The organism is Rhodoferax sp. U11-2br, from assembly GCF_018619435.1.
In the GTDB taxonomy this organism is placed as follows: domain Bacteria; phylum Pseudomonadota; class Gammaproteobacteria; order Burkholderiales; family Burkholderiaceae_C; genus Rhodoferax.
Genome location: NZ_JAHFZF010000006.1, coordinates 89728 through 108590 on the forward strand (window position 1 = coordinate 89728; position 18863 = coordinate 108590).

The 18863-nt window shown below is 61.9% G+C and carries 14 protein-coding genes; 10 read left to right on the top strand and 4 right to left on the bottom strand.

Going from position 1 to position 18863, the window contains the following annotated elements:
• The first annotated feature begins 15 nt into the window (after positions 1-15).
• Both KKO72_RS05860 and KKO72_RS05865 read left to right on the top strand, forming a co-directional pair.
• The gene (locus KKO72_RS05860; RefSeq protein ID WP_214936392.1) at positions 16-459 is read left to right on the top strand and encodes an FKBP-type peptidyl-prolyl cis-trans isomerase; all 444 of its coding nucleotides are present in this window, start codon (positions 16-18) and stop codon (positions 457-459) included.
• Between the two features lie 124 nt (positions 460-583).
• Positions 584-1015 carry an Hsp20/alpha crystallin family protein gene (locus tag KKO72_RS05865; protein ID WP_214936394.1) on the top strand — a complete coding sequence of 144 codons (432 nt, stop codon included), beginning with the start codon at positions 584-586 and terminating at the stop codon, positions 1013-1015.
• Between the two features lie 284 nt (positions 1016-1299).
• On the opposite strand, the gene KKO72_RS05870 is transcribed toward KKO72_RS05865, so the two are convergent.
• The 4 genes from KKO72_RS05870 to KKO72_RS05885 all read right to left on the bottom strand — a co-directional run bounded on the left by KKO72_RS05870 (position 1300) and on the right by KKO72_RS05885 (position 8588).
• Positions 1300-3252, bottom strand: a complete 1953-nt coding sequence (locus KKO72_RS05870) for an acyl CoA:acetate/3-ketoacid CoA transferase (protein WP_214936396.1) — start codon at positions 3250-3252, stop codon at positions 1300-1302.
• A 114-nt stretch (positions 3253-3366) separates the two neighbouring features.
• Positions 3367-6495, bottom strand: coding sequence for an excinuclease ABC subunit UvrA (locus tag KKO72_RS05875; protein ID WP_214936398.1), 3129 nt, complete (start codon positions 6493-6495; stop codon positions 3367-3369).
• 127 nt (positions 6496-6622) lie between these two features.
• Positions 6623-8194: a diguanylate cyclase gene (locus KKO72_RS05880; protein ID WP_214936400.1), complete on the bottom strand. Its 1572-nt coding sequence runs from the start codon at positions 8192-8194 to the stop codon at positions 6623-6625.
• 109 nt (positions 8195-8303) lie between these two features.
• Complete coding sequence (locus KKO72_RS05885) at positions 8304-8588, bottom strand: CC/Se motif family (seleno)protein (RefSeq protein ID WP_143541644.1); 285 nt, start codon at positions 8586-8588, stop codon at positions 8304-8306.
• 339 nt (positions 8589-8927) lie between these two features.
• Between KKO72_RS05885 and KKO72_RS05890 the strand changes: the two genes are divergently transcribed.
• The 8 genes from KKO72_RS05890 to KKO72_RS05925 all read left to right on the top strand — a co-directional run bounded on the left by KKO72_RS05890 (position 8928) and on the right by KKO72_RS05925 (position 18815).
• The gene (locus KKO72_RS05890; RefSeq protein WP_251140480.1) at positions 8928-10157 is read left to right on the top strand and encodes an MFS transporter; all 1230 of its coding nucleotides are present in this window, start codon (positions 8928-8930) and stop codon (positions 10155-10157) included.
• Positions 10158-10211: 54 nt separating this feature from the next.
• Positions 10212-10727, top strand: a complete 516-nt coding sequence (ssb, locus tag KKO72_RS05895) for a single-stranded DNA-binding protein (RefSeq protein WP_214936402.1) — start codon at positions 10212-10214, stop codon at positions 10725-10727.
• A gap of 262 nt (positions 10728-10989) precedes the next feature.
• Positions 10990-12285, top strand: coding sequence for a solute carrier family 23 protein (locus KKO72_RS05900; protein ID WP_214936404.1), 1296 nt, complete (start codon positions 10990-10992; stop codon positions 12283-12285).
• Between the two features lie 187 nt (positions 12286-12472).
• Entirely contained in the window at positions 12473-13576 is a 1104-nt protein-coding gene (locus KKO72_RS05905) for an efflux RND transporter periplasmic adaptor subunit (RefSeq protein WP_214936406.1), read from the top strand.
• Between the two features lies 1 nt (position 13577).
• Entirely contained in the window at positions 13578-16874 is a 3297-nt protein-coding gene (locus KKO72_RS05910) for an efflux RND transporter permease subunit (protein ID WP_214936408.1), read from the top strand.
• A 33-nt stretch (positions 16875-16907) separates the two neighbouring features.
• A complete protein-coding gene (locus tag KKO72_RS05915; protein WP_214936410.1) occupies positions 16908-18194 on the top strand; it encodes an NAD(P)/FAD-dependent oxidoreductase in 1287 nt (428 codons plus the stop codon).
• Between the two features lie 21 nt (positions 18195-18215).
• Entirely contained in the window at positions 18216-18422 is a 207-nt protein-coding gene (locus KKO72_RS05920; RefSeq protein ID WP_214936412.1) for a DUF2892 domain-containing protein, read from the top strand.
• Between the two features lie 102 nt (positions 18423-18524).
• Positions 18525-18815: a metal-sensing transcriptional repressor gene (locus KKO72_RS05925; RefSeq protein ID WP_078364642.1), complete on the top strand. Its 291-nt coding sequence runs from the start codon at positions 18525-18527 to the stop codon at positions 18813-18815.
• The last annotated feature ends 48 nt before the right edge of the window (positions 18816-18863 follow it).

The following is an 18863-nucleotide window of genomic DNA, read 5'->3' on the forward strand; positions in this document are numbered from 1 at the left end:
CCACAACACGTCCCCATGAAAACTGTTTTACACATCACCGCAGCCTGCGCCCTGTTGGTCAACTTGTCGGTGGCCTGGGCCGCAGACGCCACCCTGGAAGCTGCCGCCAAAGAAAGCGGCGCCGTTGTCACCGCCAGCGGACTGGTGTACCGCTCGCTCCAGGACGGCAGCGGCGCCAGCCCGCTGGCCAGCGACGTGGTCAAGGTCAACTACCGCGGCACTTTCCCGGACGGGCGCGAATTCGACAGCTCCTACAAACGCAACCAGGCCATTGAATTCCCGCTGGGCAATGTCATCCCGTGCTGGACCGAAGGTGTCCAACGCATGAAAGTGGGCGGCAAGGCCAAACTCACCTGCCCTGCCGCCATTGCCTACGGCACGCGTGGCGCAGGCGGTGTGATTCCGCCCAACGCCACACTGCTATTTGAGGTGGAACTGCTGGGCATCAAGGGCAAATAAGCCCCACAGCTGCGCCCGCACAGGGCTTGAAAAGTCGTCCGCTGCACCGCATCTTCAGTACGGATGAGCCCCGGTGTTCACAAGCCGGACGCTCAGTCCGAGTTCAAACCTGAAGGAGGATGCCATGAATGCCTTGACCAACCGCAGCTTTCTTTTGAACGACTTTTTCCGCGACCTTGCTCCGGCTTTTTACGTCCGACCCCTGCACGGCGACCCGCTGCCGTCTGCCGCGCAGATCAAGGTGGATGTGAAGGAAAACAAGGATGGCTACACCGTGCATGCCGAGATCCCGGGTGTACCGAAAGAAGACATCCATGTCTCGCTGGACGGCAACTTGGTGACGCTGGAAGCCGAGGTGAAACAGCAGGACAGCAGTGGTGACAACGACACCGTGCTGCGCAGTGAACGCTATTTTGGCGCGGTGTCACGCAGTTTCCAGCTGCCACAGGACATCGACCAAACGCAGGCCAAAGCCAAGTTTGACAACGGTGTGCTGACACTGACGCTGCCCAAGAAGCTGGCGACCAACGTGACACACAAGCTGCACATTGAGTGAATTGCAGACACCCTCAGGCTGAGTCCTTGCGCGCAGGATGAACCGCCTGTGTTGTGGCCCTGCGGGCGATCTGCCTCGGCGCACCTGAGCTGCGCACAGGCAACGCCCTGATTGGTCGTTGCCTTGCTACGCCAGTACTGGCAGGCCAAGCGTGAGCGACCCGAGGCCTCGATCCAATAGACCGCCCATTGGTGCACTTGGATATGAGAGAACCGCTGTCAAAAAAGGGATGAATGCTATTGACAACGAGTAAGACAGTCCGCTTGACACCAGCCGATGCGTACTCAGGTGCTTGTTTTTGCCGACCTGCCCGATTCCAGGCGCGCCTTCAAAAAACCACCCGTGCCGTAACGGGTGACTTGGCTGTAAAAGCGCTGCGTCAGGCCCTGCACCATGCTGGAATAGGCATCAAGCAGGGTGGGCGGGATGCTGAAATTGTCGTAATTCACCACCACCGCCACCTGGTGGCCCAACGGCGCCAGCAGGTCGCTGACCTGCGCCTCGATCTCGCTGATGTCGTCCTGGCTGTCAATGGACAAGCCCTCAAAGTTGATGAACAGCAGCCGATGCTCGGCATTGAGTTCCAGGCGCTGTGCCAGCGGTGTGCTCAGCAGGCGTTCGCGCAGGCCCAGTGGCTCGGGGTGGAACAGCGCGGCCTCCATCAGCTTCAAGTGCGGGCTGATGACGGGACTGAAGTCCATCTGACCCAGTACATCACGTTGCAAGTCAACACCGGGCGCGATCTCGATCAGCTCCAGCGCGGGCGCCTCAAAGCTGCCGATCAGGCGCAGCACACAGCGCTCGGTCACATACAGCACCTGCTGGCCGCGCCGGATCGCCTCGCGCGCGCTGAAGGTGCGGTGCTCCACCTGGGGCACAAACTTGTGCTGCGTGCCTTCACCCTCGATCAACAGGCGCCCATCAGCCACCCGAGTCACGAGCTCACCGGCGGTGAAGCTGCCAACAAACACCACTTTTTTGGCGTTCTGGCTGATGTTGATGAAGCCGCCCGCACCCGACAGGCGCCCACCAAATTTGCTGACATTCAGGTTGCCTTGCGCATCCGCCTGCGCCAGCCCGAGAAAGGCAATGTCAAGCCCGCCGCCATCGTAAAAGTCGAACTGGTTGGGCTGGTCAATGATGGCCTGGGCGTTGATGGCAGCGCCAAAACTCAGGCCACCGGCTGGTACACCGCCAATCACACCGGGTTCGGCGGTCAGGGTCAGCAGGTCAAACACCTTTTCTTCGGCGGCCACCGTGGCCACACCCTCAGGCATGCCAATGCCCAGATTCACCACACTGTTGGGCCGCAACTCCAGCGCGGCGCGGCGGGCGATGACCTTGCGCTCGTTGAGGGGCATCGGCGCCATGCTGTCGAGCGGCACCCGGATTTCGCCCGAATAGGCCGGGTTGTAGGCCTCGACAAAGGTCTGCATGTGGTAGGCCGGGTCGCTGGCCACCACCACCGCGTCCACCAGCACACCAGGCACCTTGACGCTGCGCGGGTGCAGGGTGTTGCGCTCGGCCAAGCGCTCCACCTGCGCGATCACGATGCCACCGCTGTTGCGCGCGGCCATGGCAATTGCCAGCGCTTCGAGTGTGAGCGCTTCACGCTCCATGCTCAGGTTGCCGTCGGGGTCGGCGGTGGTGGCACGGATGATGCCCACGTGGATCGGCAGCGCCTTGTAAAACAGATAGTCGCGCCCGTCGATCACCATGCGCTGCACCAGGTCGGCCGTGGTGCGGCTGTTGACCTTGCCGCCGCCGTGAGCCGGGTCGACAAAGGTGTCGAGACCGACATGGGTCAGGGTGCCGGGTTTGCCCGCCGCGATGTCGCGAAACAGGTGGGTGATCACGCCTTGGGGCAGGTTGTAGGCCTCGATCTGGTTGTTGATCGCCATCTGCTGCAGCTTGGGCACCAGACCCCAGTGCCCGCCAATCACCCGCGCCACCAGCCCCGGGTGGGCCAGGTGGTTAAGCCCACGGTGTTGGCCGTCGCCCTGGCCTGCGGCGTAGATCAGGGTCAGGTTCTGCGGCGCACCCAGACCGGTGTTGTCCTGCGCCAACAAAAAACGTTGCTCGAGCGCCACCGCAATTTCTTCGGCAAAGCCGATGCCCACAAAACCACCGGTGGCCACCGTGTCGCCATCGTGGATCAGCCGTACCGCCTCCATCGCGCTGACCACCTTGTTGCGCCGCGCCTGGTGGCTGTGCAGCTCATCGATTCGCGTGTGCATGGCGGGCTCCTGCAAAAGTCAAACGGCGGGTTCGTGGCGCCGGGTCAGTCCGTCACGCCACGACCATGATCGATGTGGATGCTGGCACAGCTTGTGGCCAGCATCAAGCCGTGCTTACAGCAGTCGCGCCAGATACCGCCCGGTGTGGCTGGCCGGGTTGGCCGCCAGCGTTTCCGGTGTACCCACACCCACCACGGTGCCGCCGCCACTGCCGCCCTCGGGGCCCATGTCGATCAGCCAGTCGGCGGTTTTGATCACGTCCAGGTTGTGCTCGATCACCACGATGGTGTTACCCGCGTCGCGCAGCTGGTGCAAGACTTGGAGCAGCAGCTTGATGTCGGCAAAGTGCAGGCCGGTGGTGGGTTCGTCCAGGATGTAGAGCGTGCGTCCGGTGTCGCGTTTGCTGAGTTCCAGCGCCAACTTGACGCGCTGCGCCTCACCACCCGACAAGGTGGTGGCGGCCTGGCCGAGGCGGATGTAACTCAGCCCCACGTCCAGCAAGGTGTGCAATTTGCGCTCAATGGTCGGCACGGCCTTGAAAAATTCGTGCGCGGCTTCGACGGTGAGGTCCAGGATCTGCGCGATGTTTTTGCCCTTGTAGAGCACCTCCAGGGTTTCGCGGTTGTAGCGTTTGCCCTGGCAGACGTCGCAGGGCACATACACGTCGGGCAGAAAGTGCATCTCGACCTTGACCATGCCGTCACCCTCGCAGGCCTCGCAACGCCCGCCGCCACTGGCCTGGCTGACGTTGAAGCTGAAACGCCCCGGGCCGTAACCGCGTTCGCGTGCGGTGGGCACCTCGGCCATCAGTTCACGAATCGGGGTGAACAGGCCGGTGTAGGTGGCCGGGTTGGAGCGGGGGGTGCGGCCAATCGGAGACTGGTCGACGTTGATCACCTTGTCGAAGTACTCGATGCCTTCGATGCTGCTGTGTTCAGACGGCTCGTCATGTGCGCGGTAGATGGTGCGCGCCACCGCTTTGTAGAGTGTGTCGTTGACCAGGGTGGACTTGCCCGAACCCGAGACACCGGTGACGCAGGTGAACAGGCCGACCGGGAACGCCACGTCGACGTTTTTGAGGTTGTGGCCGCTGGCACCGATGACTTTGAGCGCCTGCATCTCGCCCTGGGTGGACAGGTGCACCGCCTCGCGGGCCGCACGCCGGATGGCCGCCGGACTCGGGGCAAAGCGTGAGGCTTTGGGTTTCTCAACCACGCGCACCGGCTCAGACGGCAGCCAGGCGGTGCGATGGGTCGGGACGTCAATGTTCAGGGTGTGCGCCAGGTACTGGCCGGTGAGGGATTGGGTGTTGGCCTTGACCTCATCAAACGTGCCTTGCGCCATGACCCGCCCGCCGTGCACCCCGGCGCCAGGGCCGAGGTCAATGATGTGGTCGGCGGCGCGCATCATGTCTTCGTCATGCTCCACCACCAGCACGCTGTTGCCGATGTCGCGCAGGTGCTTCAGGGTGTCGATCAGGCGGTCGTTGTCGCGCTGGTGCAGGCCGATGCTGGGCTCGTCCAGTACATACATGACGCCGGTCAGGCCGCTGCCGATCTGGCTGGCCAGGCGGATGCGCTGGCTCTCGCCACCGCTGAGCGTTTCGGCGCTGCGGTCCAGGCTCAGGTAGGTCAGGCCCACGTCGTTGAGGAACTTCAGGCGCAGGCTGATCTCGCGCACCACCTTGGCGGCAATGTCGCCCTTGGCACCGGTCATGCTCAGGCTGCTGAAGTAGGCAAAACACTCGGCCAGGGTCTGGTGGCTCAGTTCAAAAATGGCACGGGCCTGTGCACCCTCACCAATCTTGACGTGGCGCGCCTCGGTGCGCAGGCGGCTGCCGCCACACACCGGGCAGGGCTGGGTGCTCTTGTAACGCGCCAGGTCTTCGCGCACCACCGACGAGTCGGTCTCGTGGTAACGCCGCTGCATGTTCGGGATGATGCCCTCGAACGGGTGCTTCTTAACGACCTTTTTGCCCGCGTTGGCGCCGGAGTCCAGGGTGTAGGCAAACTTGATCTCTTCCTCACCCGAGCCCTGCAGCACCGCCTGCTGCACATGGGGGGGCAGGTCTTCAAACGCCTGATCGATGTCAAACTTGTAGTGCGCGGCCAGGCTCTCGAGCATCGCAAAGTAGTAGGCGTTGCGCCGGTCCCAGCCCTTGATGGCGCCGCTGGCCAGGCTCAAGGTCGGGAAGGCCACCACCCGGGTCGGGTCAAAAAACTCCTGCTGGCCCAGACCGTCACAACTCGGGCAGGCGCCCACCGGCGAGTTGAACGAGAACAGCCGCGGCTCCAGTTCGGCAATCGAGTAGTTACAAACCGGGCAGGCGAACTTGGCGTTGAATACATGCTCTTTTGGCTTGTAGCCCTTATCGGATAAGGGCTGAGCGCTATCCATTTCGAGAACAATGGCGCGACCGTTGGCGAGCCGCAGTGCGGCCTCGAAACTCTCAGCCAAGCGCTGTTTAAGCGCGGCATAGTCGGCGTGGGCAGCCTGCACCGCCGCGTCAATCTCTGGCTCGTCTCCCACCTCGGCATCACTGACCAAGGCGCTGGGTGCTGGGGCGTGGCGCACCTTGATGCGGTCGATCACCACGTCGATGTCGTGTTTCTCGGTCTTTTTCAGCGCCGGCAGTTGGTCAAACTCATAGGCAACACCATTGATCCTGAAACGCACATAACCCTGCGCCTGCATGTCGGCAAACACCTCCAGGAACTCACCCTTCTTTTCGCGCGCCAGCGGCGCCAGCACCATCAGCCGGGTGCCCTCGGGCAGCGCCAGTGTGGCATCCACCATCTGGCTCACGGTCTGGGACTGCAGCCGCAGCTGGTGGTCCGGGCAATACGGGGTGCCAGCGCGTGCAAACAGCAGACGCAGGTAGTCGTGGATTTCGGTCACCGTGCCGACGGTGGAGCGTGGGTTGTGGCTGGTGGCTTTTTGCTCGATGCTGATGGCGGGCGACAGGCCCTCGATCATGTCGACGTCGGGCTTGTCCATCAGCTGCAAAAACTGGCGTGCATAGGTGGACAGGCTTTCCACATAACGGCGCTGGCCCTCGGCATACAGCGTGTCAAACGCCAGGCTCGACTTGCCCGAGCCGGAGAGACCGGTGATCACCACCAGCTGGTTGCGCGGGATGTCGAGGTCGATGTTCTTGAGGTTGTGCGTGCGCGCACCACGGATGCTGATGTGCTGGTGCTGCAGGGCCTTGGCAAGGTACTTGCCATCTTCAGGTGTATTCAAAGCGGTGGCTGCTCAAAAGTGGCTGGTGAAGATGCACCAGGAAACCCGCCATGATAGTGAAGTCTGGCTCGCCCGTCTCTTGCCGTGTGCTGGATCACAGCGAGCTGCCCTGGGCCCTGAGCCCGGCTCAGTGGCCGCCGAGGTAAGCGGCGAACTTGCGGTCTTCGATCAGCAGATGCTGCGCGGTGAACTCAAACACCACAAAGTGCAGCAACTCGGTGGTGTCGAGTTGGTCGCGGGCATAACGCGCACGCAGCAGTTCGGCGCGCGCCAGCAGTTGCTGATGCCGCGCCGCATGCGCGGCGCAGCCAGGGAAGTCCGAGCGGGCCAGGATGGCCTCTTCGTCCTGCATGTGTTGTGCCGAGAGGGCCACAAAGGCGTCGATCTTCGCAGCGATGCTGTCTTTGGCGGCACCACTCACCATGGCGTCGATCAGGGTATTGGCGGCATCGAACAGTTGGCGGTGCTGGGCGTCGATGGTGGTGTGGCCCAGGGCATACACGTCGCGCCAGACCACCCGCAGCAATTCGGTGCCCTGGGGTGAAGACGCGCTGGCTGGCAGCAAGGGCAGTTCAGCGACAACCCGGTTGCGCCCCTGCGCCTTGGCCTGATACAGCGCCTGGTCGGCACGTTGTAACCATTCGTCCCAGCTGTCGGTCGAGCGGTAGGAGGCAAAGCCAAAACTGGCGGTGACCCTGTGGCCGTCACCGTAGACGCTGGTTTCGATGGCACGGCGTATGCGTTCGGCGCTGTCCGCTGCGGCCGAAAAACCGCTGGCGGGGAGCAGCACGATGAACTCCTCACCGCCCCAGCGGCCCAACACGTCGGTGTTGCGAACACAGGCCTGCGCGGTAGCCGCCACCTCCCGCAGGATCAGGTCACCCACCGCATGGCCATAGGTGTCATTGACATCCTTGAAATGGTCGACATCGATCAGGATCAGCGACACCGGCGTGGCGTAACGCTGCAGGCGCCGCATCTCGTACTGCGCGGTCTCTTCGATGCGAAAACGGTTCCAGCAGCCCGTCAGCTTGTCGGTCATCGCCATCAGCCGCGTTTTTTCATCGGCGGCTTCCTTGGCCATCAGCACAAAACCGATGGCCACCAACGTGAGGGACACAAAGGCCGAGAGGTACACCAGCGTTTGTGATGTGCCCGGATCGGTGATGTGCGCCACCAGGTGCTCGTCCGTGAGGGCCATCCAGGCACGGTAGACCATGGTCAAGAGGTTGAGGGTGACCCCCACCATGAGCAGGTGCTGACCCCGCCCGACCGTCCGCTTGGCGCCATCAAGCAGCAGCCACAACAGGATCAGGTCCTGTACCAGATAAACCACGCTGGAGATGGCAATCCGGAACACGATATGGGGGAAAACAGCCCACAGCCCCAGCGCAAACACCCCCATGGGCAGCCACAGCAGAAGCGGCGAGAGTCGACGCTGCTGAAACTGGGCCACCGCCAGGGCCACCAGGGCATAACTGCCAGTGACCGCCATGTTGGCGATAAAGATCGACCAGAAGTCGGGAATGCGCCCCCGCAAGGCGTACAAGAAGTAGGCCAGCGCTTCGAGTGTCAGCGCAAAAATGAGGGGCCGCAGGCCATCGTGGTCCTCGTTGGCAGCGACCCAGCCGATCGAGATCGCCAGTGTCAGGCACAAGGCGATGTTCACCAGGAACATCGTGGGGATGTCGATCAGCATGCTGTGTCCACCGCGGCGCGCCAAGAATAGTGGCGCCAGAAACTTATGTAAATCCGCGATGATAGTGACATCGGGTTGGCGCTTCAGTCGCGCTGACCCCGGCCCACGCTCACACCAGTTTCCAGCCGTCAATGGCCAGGAACTTTCTGCCCAGCACTTTCCTCGCACGAATCGACAGCGGCAGCATGCTGGGAAAATCGTGTGGCACAAAGACATCGGCACCCTGGATCTGCTGCAAGCTGTGCTGATCAGGGACGCGTGGTTTGCCCAAACGCACGGACGGGCAGGGCGTGATTTCGATGCAGCAACCGTGCACAGTTTGCGGCACATCAATGACAACAGACTGCCTGCGTTCGGCAATGAGTTCAAGAGCGTCTTTTGAAAGGGTCAGCATGGTCTTCATGTCAAATAGGGTGATTGTCCGGGCAGCGTGGCGGTGTGGCAACACGCTGCCACCGATGGCAGACCCGCAGTACGAGGCGGGTGCCGGGCTGTGAAGGTGTCATCTTAGACAAGCCTTGACCTTGGGTGGCCATCTTTCTGCCAGCGGCAAGCCGCCACGCTTGTGCGGTTACCTAGCCGTGGCGAACGGTTGCGACGCCGCCCACCAGCTGACGCACTGACAGGCCAAGTTCGTCTGGTGGCGCGGCCAAAGATCCGTGACAATGCCGCGCCATGGCTTGCCCTGGCAGGCGCATGATGTTTCAAACCGAGTTGACCCTGCCATACCAACATGCCCACCACCTTGTCACCCACCGCCTCCAGCGCTTTGACACGTGCTGAATGGCGTGCCAACTTGTCTCTGGCGTCGATTTTTGGCCTGCGCATGCTGGGCCTGTTCATGGTGGTGCCGGTGTTTGCCCATGAAGCCGCGCAGTACCCCGGTGGTGACAACACCGGCCTGATCGGGCTGACGCTGGGGATTTATGGCCTGACCCAGGCGGCGCTGCAGTTTGTTTATGGCCTGGCCTCAGACCGTTTTGGCCGCAAGCCGGTGATCATCGCCGGGCTGCTGGTGTTTGCGGCGGGCAGCACGGTGGCGGCGCTGGCACCGTCGCTGTTGTGGCTGTCGGTGGGGCGCGCGCTGCAGGGTGCCGGTGCGGTGTCGGCGGCGGTCACCGCCTTGCTGGCCGATCAAACACGGGACGAGGTGCGCACCAAGTCAATGGCTTTGCTCGGCGCCAGCATGGGGCTCACCTTTGCGCTGTCGCTGGTGGTGGCGCCGGTGCTGGCGGCCTGGGGCGGGCTGGTCGCGATTTTTGCACTGACCGCGCTGCTGTCGCTGCTGGGCATCGCGGCGGTGCTGTGGTGGGTGCCGCCCGAACCGTTGCAGCACCGCCTCCAGCAAGAAGGTCGGGGGCTGGATGTGCTGCGCCTGCCCGAGCTGCTGCGCCTGAACTACGGCGGCTTTGTGATGCACGGGGTGCAGCTCGCCATGTGGCTGGCGGTGCCGTCGATGCTGGTGGAGGCCGGTTTGCCCCAGGCGCGGCATTGGCAGCTTTACCTGCCGGTGCTGGTTGGCTCGTTTGTGGTGATGGGTGGCAGCTTTTTCCAGTTGGAGAAGCATGGTTATGTGCGTGCCGCGTTTTTGACCGCGGTGGCGCTGATGGCGCTGGTGCAGCTGGGTTTATGGTGGCAAATTGGCCTCCAGCCCTCTATCTACTTACTCGGATTGCTACTGTTTTTGTTCTTCTATGGGTTCAATGTGCTGGAAGCCTGCCTACCCAGCATGGTGTCCAGGCTGGCACCACTGAGCGCACGCGGTGCGGCCATCGGGGTCTACAACACCATGCAATCAATTGGTTTTTTTGCCGGTGGGCTGCTGGGGGGCTGGGCCATGCAATGGGGCGGGCCGCACGCCCTGTTTACTGGCTGTGGTGTCTTGATGATGTTGTGGTTGTGGCTGGCCTGGCCAATGACGATGGCGCAAACCAAGACGCTGGAGGCCCCGGCCAATCCCTGATAAAGTGCGCGTTTTCAGGCAGCGTGGCCTGACTCTCAATATGGAAAGCAAACTATGGCCTCGGTAAACAAAGTGATTCTGGTGGGTAATTTGGGCCGTGACCCGGAAGTGCGTTATCTGCCCAGCGGTGATCCGGTGGCCAACGTCACCATCGCCACCAGCAGCCGTTACAAGAGCAAATCTGGCGAAATGGTTGAAGAAACCGAATGGCACCGCGTGACCTTTTTTGGCCGCCTGGCCGAAATCGCCAGCCAGTACCTCAAAAAAGGCCGCCCTGTGTATGTGGAAGGTCGCATCAAGACCCGCAAATACACCGACAAGGACGGTCAGGAGAAATACGCCACCGACATCATCGCCAATGAAATGCAACTGCTCGGTGGCCGCGAAGGCATGGGTGGCCCCGCCGGTGAAGACGATGGTTACGGCGGTGGCGACGCTGGCGGCAACTACAACAGCCGCCCGGCACCAGCCCCACGTCCCAGCGCCCCAGCACCACGTCCCGCACCCGCACCGGCACCCAGCCGCCCGGCCAGCGGGTTTGATGACATGGATGACGATATTCCGTTCTAAACCCGGATTTTTTAGGACTTCAACAGTGTCCGCCTCACCCAAACTTGGTGAGGCTTTTTTTTGCCCGAAGAGGGCTGCAACCAAGCTGCGAAAATACGACCTCGGTTGACGCGAGAGCCATCGACAAAACCCTGAAACCGGGGTTCTGCCAGCCACTTCATCACCCACACTGCATATTTCAAAACCATGCCGCCTTCATTGGGGGACAGCGCACGCTGTGTCCTCCAAAAGGGGCGAGCGCACGACAACAACAAGGAAACCCATGAGCTTCATGAATTGGACTGAAAAATCAACCGAGGTGCTACGCCAAGGCGGCGTCATCTCCCCCGATGAACGTCTGCCCTGGCCCCAAACCACCGTGATGGGCATGCAGCATGTGATCGCCATGTTTGGCGCGACCGTGCTGGCGCCGATCTTGATGGGTTTTGACCCCAATCTGGCCATTCTGATGAGTGGCATCGGCACCCTGATCTTTTTTGTAATGACCGGCGGCAAGGTGCCCAGCTACCTGGGCTCCAGCTTTGCCTTCATCGGGGTGGTGATTGCGGCCACTGGTTATGCTGGCAAGGGTCTCAACACCAACATGGGTGTGGCGTTGGGCGGCATCATTGCCTGCGGTGCGTTGTACACCGCCATTGGTCTGCTGGTGCAACTGGTGGGCACCCGCTGGATCGAGAAACTGATGCCCCCGGTGGTGACCGGTGCGGTGGTGGCGGTGATTGGTTTGAACCTGGCTGCTGTGCCGATCAAGAACATGGCCGCCAACAACTTCGAGAGCTGGATGCAGGCGATCACCTTCCTGTGTGTGGCGCTGGTGGCGGTGTTCACACGCGGCATGGTGCAGCGCTTGTTGATTCTGGTGGGCCTGATTGTGGCCAGCATCGTCTACGCGGTCTTGACCAACGGCCTGGGCCTGGGCAAACCGATGGATTTGTCGAGCCTGTTTAACGCAGCCTGGGTGGGTATGCCCTCGTTCACCGCCCCGGTGTTTGACGCCAAGGCCATGTTGATGATTGCGCCAGTGGCCATTATTCTGGTGGCTGAAAACTTGGGTCACCTGAAGGCGGTGACCGCCATGACCGGCAAAAACCTGGATGTGTACATGGGCCGTGCTTTCATCGGTGACGGTGTGGCCACCATGGTCAGCGGCGCCGCCGGTGGCACCGGTGTCACCACCTATGCCGAAAACATAGGTGTCATGGCCGCCACCAAAATCTATTCCACCGCCATGTTCCTGGTCGCCGCTTTGCTGGCGGTGGTGCTGGGCTTCAGCCCCAAATTTGGCGCCATCATCCAAACCATTCCGCTGCCGGTGATGGGTGGGGTGAGTATTGTGGTGTTTGGCCTGATTGCAGTGGCCGGTGCGCGCATCTGGGTTGAAAACAAGGTTGACTTTGCCGACAACAAAAACCTGATCGTTGCCGCCATCACGCTGGTGCTGGGTACCGGTGACTTCACCCTGAAGTTTGGCGACTTTGCGCTGGGAGGCATCGGTACCGCCACGTTTGGCGCGATTGTGTTGCACGCCTTGCTGAACCGCAGTTCACGCGGCGCCTGACCCACGCGCAAACCTCGGGCTTGCGCCGCTGCAAGCCCGAAGCCGCTCAACAAGCCCCGAGTGATCGGGGCTTTTTTTTGCCTGATGGGCAGATGCTGGTCGGGTCGGGTGCTGCGTGCACTTGGGTGTTTGTGGCACTTTTTTGAACTTCCTCATATACTCCCCACCGTATTTTGAAGGAAACTCCATGTCCATCTCTTTTCCATGGTTCTGCGTCAAACCGATCAGATCCTGCAGGTGCTGCCTGGTTGTAGCGGGTCTGTTGTTGGGTGCCCAGGTTGGGGCTCAAAACCCGATTCAGGTTCCGGTGGCGGTGGTGCAGTTGCAAGCGGTGGGCCAGGGGTTCGAGATGGACGCGGTGGTGCAGCCGGTCAAGCAGGCCACGTTGTCGGCCCAGGTCTCCGGTCGGCTCTTGTCCCTGCTGGTCAAGGCGGGTGATCAGGTGAAAACCGGCCAGCTGCTGGCAACCATCAATGACAGCGAAACCCAGGCCGGTGTGCAGGGCAGCCAGGCCCAGGTGGCGCAGGCTCAGGCCCAGTTGCACAACGCCCAGGCCAACTTTGACCGCACCCGCGATCTGTTGCGCCAGGGTTTTATCAGCGCGGCCGCCATGGACACGGCCGAGGCCCAGCTCAGGTCAGCGCGAGCGACACTTGACCAGGCGGCAGCGGGTGTCCGCCAAGCCCACGTGTCGCAGGGGTTCACCCGTGTGACCGCGCCTTTTGAGGGCCGTGTGTTGCAGACCGAGGCCGAGGTGGGCGACTTGGCGCAGCCGGGCAAAACCTTGCTGACGCTGTATGCCCCGCTGCCACTGCGGGTGGAGGTGCAGGTACCGGTGTCGCGATCAGGGTCACTCACACCCAGCAGCCAGATCGAGGTGGAGTTGCCCGCAGCAGATGGCGCCATGCGCTGGATTCGCCCGACACGTATTGACCGTCTACCGGGCGCCGACCCGGTGTCGCAGACCATCGAATGGCGACTGGAGCTGCCAGCACAAGCGGTCTCGGGGCTGACGCCTGGGCAACAGGTCAGGGTGCGTTTTGCCGCTGGCCAAAAGCAGCGGCTGATGGTGCCCAGTGCAGCGGTGTTGCGCCGGGGTGAGCTGACGGCGGTTTACACGCTCAGTGGCACCACTTTTGAGCTGAAAGCGGTACGACTGGGGACCGACCACGGGCCACAGGGGTTTGAAGTGCTGGCGGGTTTGCAGGACAAAGACCAGGTGGCGCTGGACCCGGTCAAAGCCGGGCTAACAGGTGCACGTGCCCTAGCCGCAGGCGCCCGGGCGCAGTGAGATGACCATGTCAAACCCTGAACCCTTGGGTATTTCCGGGCGCCTGGCGCGGGCCTTTCAGCACAACGCCATCACCCCGTTGCTGGCCTTGTTGGCCGTGTTGCTGGGCTTGTTTGCGGTGCTGGTGACACCGCGTGAAGAAGAGCCACAGATCAATGTGACCATGGCCAATGTGCTGATCCCGTTCCCCGGGGCCAGCAGCGTCGAAGTGCAAAACATGGTGGCGCTACCAGCCGAGCAGGTGCTCAGCCAGATCGCCGACATAGAACACACCATATCAGTCGCACGCCCGGGCATGGCGGTGCTGACGGTGCAGTTCAAGGTGGGGGTGCCCAGAACCGAAGCCTTGGTGCGCCTGTACGACGTGCTCAACGCGCATCAGGATTGGTTGCCAAGCAACCTGGGCACCCTGAGCCCAATCGTTAAACCCAAGGGCATTGACGACGTGCCGGTGCTGGCGCTGACCTTGTGGAGCCCAGAATCACTGCCAGCGGTGGACCTGGAGCGCACCGCCCATGCGGTGGAGGCTGAACTCAAACGCGTGCCCGGCACCCGTGAAGTTCAAACCATTGGTGGGCCGGGTCGGGCGGTGTTTGTCTGGCTGGACCCGGCGCGGCTGCGCGATCGCGGTGTGGACGTGTTGTCGCTCAAGGCACTGCTGGCTGGCGCCAATGTCAGCCAACCGTCCGGCTCGGTGATTCAGAGCGACGCCACCGATGGCCAGATGCTCCAGGTGGAAACCGGCGAGTTCTTGCGCTCCGTCGACGATGTGGGTGATCTGGTGGTGGGCGTGAGCAAAGGTGCGCCCGTGTTTTTGCGCGAGGTGGCGCGTCTTGAGGTGGGTGCCCAGCTGCCGCAGCGTTACGTCTGGTTCACACCCGGTGCTGCGCACCAGAGCGCCAGCGCACCAGGTAGCGCCGCAGAACCTGCCACAGCGGGCTCGGTGCACCCGGCGGTCACCCTCACCGTCACCAAAAAACCGGGGACCAACGCGGTGGATGTGACCCAGGCGGTGCGGGCCCGGGTGGCAGAGCTGCAAAACACAGTGATCCCCGCCAACATCAGCACCAGCATCACGCGTGACTACGGTGAAACCGCAGCCGAAAAAGCCAACAAATTGATCCAGAAGCTGGTGTTTGCCACCGGCTCAGTGATCCTGCTGGTGGGTTTTGCCCTGGGCCGACGCGAGGCGGTGATTGTGGGCACGGCGGTGATCCTGACCCTGGCGGCCACCCTGTTTGCCTCCTGGGCCTGGGGCTTCACCTTGAACCGGGTGTCGCTGTTTGCCCTGATCTTCTCCATCGGCATTCTGGTTGACGATGCCATTGTGGTGGTCGAGAACATCCACCGCCACCAGCAGTTGGAGCCCACGGCGACGCTGCGTCAGATCATTCCGCAGGCGGTGGACGAGGTGGGTGGCCCGACCATTCTGGCCACGCTGACCGTGATCGCAGCCTTGTTGCCAATGGCTTTTGTCAGCGGACTGATGGGCCCCTACATGAGCCCGATCCCGATCAACGCCAGCCTGGGCATGGCCATTTCGCTGGGTATTGCCTTCACAGTGACCCCCTGGCTGGCATTAACACTGATGCGCCCGTCAGGACACGGGCCGGAGGCAGGCCACAACCCAAGCACCAGCACAAGCGCCAAGCTGCAGCGCTTTTTTGCCCGGGTGTTGACGCCGTTTCTCGACAGTACACGCCACCGCTGGCTGCTGTTGGCCGGTATCCTGGTGGCTCTGGCTTTGTCGGTCGGTATGGCGATGGTGCAGTGGGTGGTGCTCAAGATGCTGCCCTTTGACAACAAGAGCGAGTTTCAGGTGCTGGTGGAGATGCCCGCCGGTACCCCGCTGGAAAACACCGCGGCCACTTTGCAGGAGCTGGGCGCCTATCTGGCGCAGCAGCCCGAGGTGTTGAACCTGCAGGCCTACGCGGGCACCGCCTCGCCGATCACCTTCAACGGGCTGGTGCGCCAGTACTACCTGCGGGCGGATGCCGAACTCGGTGATTTGCAGGTCAACCTGGTCGACAAACACCACCGTGATGAACAAAGCCACGCGATTGCCCAACGCCTGCGCCCGGCGCTGGAGAAGATCGGACAGCGTCACAACGCTTTGATCCAGGTGGTGGAAGTGCCACCCGGCCCGCCGGTGATGTCCCCCCTAGTGGCCGAGGTGTATGGCCCGGACGAAGCGGGTCGCCAGGCTTTGGCAGCCCGGGTGGCCAAAGCCTTCGCGGCGACGCCCGACATTGTGGGGGTGGACACCTCGTTGCAGGCCAACGCGCCGCGCGCTTATCTGCGGGTACGCCGCCAGCGCGCCGAGTCGCTGGGTATTTCGGTGGCGACCGTGGCGCAAACCGCCGCAGTGGCACTCAGTGGGGCAGATGCGGCCTACCTGCACGACGGCCAGAGCAAGTACCCGGTGCCGGTGCGCCTGCAGTTGCCACTGCAAGACCAGGTGGACCTGGCAGCGGTACTGGCTTTGCCCCTGCGTGCCAGCAATGCCCAGTTGGTGCCCTTGTCAGAACTGGTGCAGGTGGAACAAGGTCTGATCGACCAGCCGCTCTACACCAAAGACCTGCAGCCACTCAGCTATGTGTATGGCGACATGGCTGGCCAGCTGGACTCGCCGCTCTACGGGCTGTTCGCCATCCGTGACAAGCTGCAGGCAGCGGCCCTACCCGGTACGGGTGAGGTGGGTGAGTACTGGATCAGCCAGCCGAGTGACCCTTACCGGCAATACGCCATCAAGTGGGACGGTGAATCCCAGATCACCTACGAGACCTTCCGCGACATGGGCACCGCGTACGGGGTGGGCCTGATCCTGATCTACCTGCTGGTGGTGGTGCAGTTCAAGAGTTACCTGGCGCCGCTGGTGATCATGGCACCGATTCCGCTGACCATCATTGGTGTCATGCCCGGGCATGCGTTGCTGGGTGCGCAGTTCACGGCCACCTCGATGATTGGCATGATTGCGCTGGCCGGGATCATTGTGCGCAACTCAATCTTGCTCGTGGATTTCATCGAGCTGCAGCTCACGCAGGGCATCGCGTTCAAGGACGCCGTGGTGGCCTCGGCCGCTGTGCGCGCCCAGCCGATTTTGCTCACCGGCCTGGCCGCCATGATCGGCGCCTTTTTCATCCTGGACGACCCGATCTTCAACGGTCTGGCAATCTCCCTGATTTTTGGCATTCTGGTTTCCACCGTGCTGACCCTGGTGGTGATACCTGTCCTGTATTACGCGCTGTTTCGGCGTCGTATCCAAGCGCACACAGATGCGCTGGTTTCTCTCGACTGATGTTCACTATTCCCCATAAAACAGGAGACAAACATGGCCCATATCGTCATCATGGGGGCAGGCATTGGCGGTATGCCCGCCGCCTACGAACTGCGCGAAATGCTGCCCCCGGAGCACCGCATCACGGTGCTCAACATCACCCCCTACTTCCAATTTGTGCCGAGTAACCCCTGGGTGGCGGTTGGTTGGCGGCAACGCGAAGAAGTGACTTTGCCGATTGCCCCGTACCTGACACGCAAGAAAATTGGCTTTATTGCCAAAGCGGTGACATTGATCGACCCGGTCGCCAACCGGCTGACCTTGGTTGACGGTGACACGCTGGACTACGACTACCTGGTGATTGCCACCGGCCCCAAGCTGGCGTTTGACGAAGTACCTGGGGCGGGCCCTCTGTCGTCTGGCGGCGGTGGTTTCACCCATTCGATCTGCCATGTGGACCACGCCCAGGCTTTTTTTTCCGAGTACGAAAAATTCCTGGCCAACCCCGGGCCGATTGTGGTGGGCGCCATGCCGGGTGCCAGCTGTTTTGGCCCGGCCTACGAATTCGCCATGGTGCTCGACACCGACCTGCGCCGACGCAAGCTGCGCCACAAGGTGCCCATGACCTATGTCACCAGTGAACCCTACATCGGCCACCTGGGGCTGGAGGGTGTCGGTGACAGCAAGTCGATGCTGGAGTCCGAGTTCCGCAACCGCGACATCAAGTGGGTCACCAACGCCCGGACCACCAGCGTGGAGGTCGACAAAATGCAAGTGACCCAGCTCGATGACCTGGGCAACGCGGTCAAAGAGCATGCCATTGGCTTCAAGCTGGCGATGATGTTGCCCACCTTCAAGGGGGTGGATGCGGTGGCTGCGGTGCCCCAACTGTGCAATCCGCGCGGCATGGTGCTGATCGACGAATATCAGCGCAGCAAGGCTTACCGAAACATCTTCTCGGCCGGTGTGTGTGTGGCGATTCCGCCGGTGGAGGTGACACCGGTACCCACCGGCTGCCCCAAGACCGGCTACATGATCGAAAGCATGATGAGCGCCATCTGCCACAACATCAGCAACGAGCTGGCAGGCAAGCCGGTGACCGGCAAAGGCACCTGGAACGCGGTGTGCCTGGCCGACATGGGCGACACCGGTGCCGCGTTTGTGGCCCTGCCGCAAATCCCGCCGCGCAATGTGAACTGGTTCAAAAAAGGCAAGTGGGTGCACCTGGCCAAGATTGCGTATGAAAAGTACTTCATGCGCAAGCTCAAAAAAGGCAGCTCCGAGCCCATTTACGAGAAATACATCATGGGTCTGCTCGGTATCAACAGGCTGGACAACTGATTTTTTTACAAGGAGAGTGAGATGACGGTACAACGCTACATCATGGTGTTTGCGGGCCTGTTTGTGATGCTGTCGCTGGCCTTTGGGGTCGAGGGTAGCCCGCTGTTTGTCAGCAAATGGGCGCTGGCGTTCACCGCGTTTGTGGGTGTCAACCTGTTCCAGTCGGGCTTCACCAACTTTTGCCCGCTGGGCATCATCTTGAAGAAGCTGGGTGTGCCGGAGGCTTGAATCGGCTATGCACGCTAGACTGGATAGCAGCGCCCGGCAGCGGGGCCAGGTGTCCGCCCGCCCGTGGCGACGCTCAGCATTGGTCAACGAGGAAACACATTCATGACGGTATTAACAAACGAGACGGCACGCACTGATGTGATCAATCGGCTGCGCCGTGCCGAAGGGCAACTTCGCGGTGTGCAGCGCATGGTCGAAGAGGGTGAGAGCTGCCTGAAGATCAGCCAGCAGCTCTCCGCCGTGCGCAAGGCGCTCGACAGCACCTACCTGCGCATGACCCTGTGTTACATGGAACAGGAGTTGCAACAGCAGATCCCGGCAGAGCAGATGCAGACACCGGCCATGGAAAGCCTGCTCAAGGACATGGAAGGCCTGCTCGCCAGGATTGGCTAAGCTTATATAACAAATAGCCGTCTAGCCCTTATATAACAAGGGCAGATA

Excerpts from the sequence above, each read along its gene's own strand:
- KKO72_RS05860 (WP_214936392.1), top strand. The coding sequence starts at position 16 with ATGAAAACTGTTTTACACATCACCGCAGCCTGCGCCCTGTTGGTCAAC.
- KKO72_RS05865 (WP_214936394.1), top strand. The coding sequence starts at position 584 with ATGAATGCCTTGACCAACCGCAGCTTTCTTTTGAACGACTTTTTCCGC.
- KKO72_RS05870 (WP_214936396.1), bottom strand. The coding sequence starts at position 3,252 with ATGCACACGCGAATCGATGAGCTGCACAGCCACCAGGCGCGGCGCAAC.
- KKO72_RS05880 (WP_214936400.1), bottom strand. The coding sequence starts at position 8,194 with ATGCTGATCGACATCCCCACGATGTTCCTGGTGAACATCGCCTTGTGC.
- KKO72_RS05885 (WP_143541644.1), bottom strand. The coding sequence starts at position 8,588 with ATGCTGACCCTTTCAAAAGACGCTCTTGAACTCATTGCCGAACGCAGG.
- KKO72_RS05890 (WP_251140480.1), top strand. The coding sequence starts at position 8,928 with ATGCCCACCACCTTGTCACCCACCGCCTCCAGCGCTTTGACACGTGCT.
- ssb (WP_214936402.1), top strand. The coding sequence starts at position 10,212 with ATGGCCTCGGTAAACAAAGTGATTCTGGTGGGTAATTTGGGCCGTGAC.
- KKO72_RS05900 (WP_214936404.1), top strand. The coding sequence starts at position 10,990 with ATGAGCTTCATGAATTGGACTGAAAAATCAACCGAGGTGCTACGCCAA.
- KKO72_RS05905 (WP_214936406.1), top strand. The coding sequence starts at position 12,473 with ATGTCCATCTCTTTTCCATGGTTCTGCGTCAAACCGATCAGATCCTGC.
- KKO72_RS05910 (WP_214936408.1), top strand. The coding sequence starts at position 13,578 with ATGACCATGTCAAACCCTGAACCCTTGGGTATTTCCGGGCGCCTGGCG.
- KKO72_RS05915 (WP_214936410.1), top strand. The coding sequence starts at position 16,908 with ATGGCCCATATCGTCATCATGGGGGCAGGCATTGGCGGTATGCCCGCC.
- KKO72_RS05920 (WP_214936412.1), top strand. The coding sequence starts at position 18,216 with ATGACGGTACAACGCTACATCATGGTGTTTGCGGGCCTGTTTGTGATG.
- KKO72_RS05925 (WP_078364642.1), top strand. The coding sequence starts at position 18,525 with ATGACGGTATTAACAAACGAGACGGCACGCACTGATGTGATCAATCGG.